The following is a 1,567-nucleotide window of genomic DNA, read 5'->3' on the forward strand; positions in this document are numbered from 1 at the left end:
CGGGCCGTGCCGGGGCCGTGCCGTGCCGGGCCGTGCCGGGCCGTGCTGTGCCGGGCCGTGCTGTGCCGGGCCGTGCTGTGCCGCCCGGGCGCTGGCGATATCACAGACGACTCAGCTCTAAAGGCGTTGGTTGTCCACACATTCTGCAGCCCACCCGCTGATGTCCACAGGGTTATCCACAGGTGGGAGGTCTTCCTGGAAGGATGTGGGCGCGCTGGTGCACCCTCATGGCGTGGGTGAGACGACGCCACCGAACGACGACGGCACTGATCTGGGTGATCTGCTCCGCAGGCTGCGGCGGCGAGCCGACCTCAGCCAGCGGGAGCTGGCCGCTCGGGCGGGGGTGCCCCAGCCGACAGTCGCCCGCATCGAGTCGGGGCGGGCCGCTGATCCCCGCTACCGGACGGTCGAGCGGCTGGTCCGCGCCGCCGGCGGCCGGATGCGCGCCGAGGTCGAGCCGTCGGCGGGGGATGCCGCGGCGGAGCATCCGACCACGCCGGTGCCCCACGACGACATGCGGGACCAGGCGGGTCGCCGCTATCCCGCCCACCTCGACGTCTGGGAGGTGCACGAGCCGCGTGACTGGCCGGGCGCCTGGTGGGCCGAGTGGTACTCGCTGCCGCCTCGGCTGTACCCGTCGCCCCTGCCGCCGGCGACCTACCGGCTGAACCGGGACTACCGCGACGAGCGGCGGGAGCGCGAGGAGGCACGGCGATCGGTGACGGTACGGCGGGTCACGGGCCCGACGGTGCCCGCGACGGCATGGCGGTTCGTCGCCGAGCTGCCCGGCGGTGAGCTGATCGGTGAGCTGCGGGCGCACGAGGAGAGCCCGTACCTGCGGTGGGGTGACTGCGAGCGCCCGGAGGAGCGGGAGGCCGTACTGGACGGCGTGCTGGTCCTGGCCCGGTACCGACGGTTGGGCATGGGTCGGCGTCTGGTGGAGACGCTGTTGGAGGCGCTCGGCCCGGTCCGCGTTCGTGCGCTCACCGAACAACCGGGAATCAGCTTCCTGCACGCCTGCGGCTTCGGCGTCGAGGCGGGCCGGCCGGCCGCGATGAGGTTCGAGGGGGCGGTCAGCGGAGGGCTGCCGCGGCGGTGGTGAGCGCGGCGAACGCCTCGCGCATGCGCCACGAGCCGCGGTCCCGCGGACCGATCGGGTTCGAGATCGTGCGCAGCTCGGCGAAGGGGACGCCGGCCTGGGTCGCGGCGACGCCCACGCCGTACCCCTCCATGGCCTCGGCCACGGCGTCGGGGTGCCGGTCGGCGAGGGCCGCGGTGCTCGCGGTGGTGCCGGTCACCGTGCTGACCGTGAGCACCGTGCCGACGGTGGCCGCCGGCAGAGCGGCGCGAAGCGCGCCCAGCAGGCCCGGGTCGGCGGACACGACGCGGCCGCCGCCCAGCAGCTCGGCGGGCATGCCCAGGTCCTCGACCGGGATGAAACCGGCAGGCGACTCGGCGCCCAGGTCGGCGGCGACGCTGCGGTCGGCGAGCACGGTGCCGCCGACGGCGGCCCGCCCGACGAAACCGCCGGCGATGCCGGCGCTGACCACCCCCCGGTACGGCCGAC

At 75.2% G+C, this 1,567-nt stretch carries 2 protein-coding genes; one reads left to right on the top strand and one right to left on the bottom strand.

Annotation, left to right across the window (positions count from 1 at the left end; genetic code table 11):
* Positions 1-232: 232 nt before the first annotated feature.
* A complete protein-coding gene (locus tag HUW36_RS32515; RefSeq protein ID WP_246248438.1) occupies positions 233-1,102 on the top strand; it encodes a GNAT family N-acetyltransferase in 870 nt (289 codons plus the stop codon).
* On the opposite strand, the gene HUW36_RS32520 is transcribed toward HUW36_RS32515, so the two are convergent.
* The coding region (locus tag HUW36_RS32520; protein ID WP_174531544.1) for a futalosine hydrolase at positions 1,074-1,567 on the bottom strand (494 nt) is incomplete at its 5' end. The genes HUW36_RS32515 and HUW36_RS32520 overlap by 29 nt on opposite strands.

Source organism: Micromonospora maritima (genome assembly GCF_902825405.1).
GTDB lineage: Bacteria > Actinomycetota > Actinomycetes > Mycobacteriales > Micromonosporaceae > Micromonospora > Micromonospora maritima.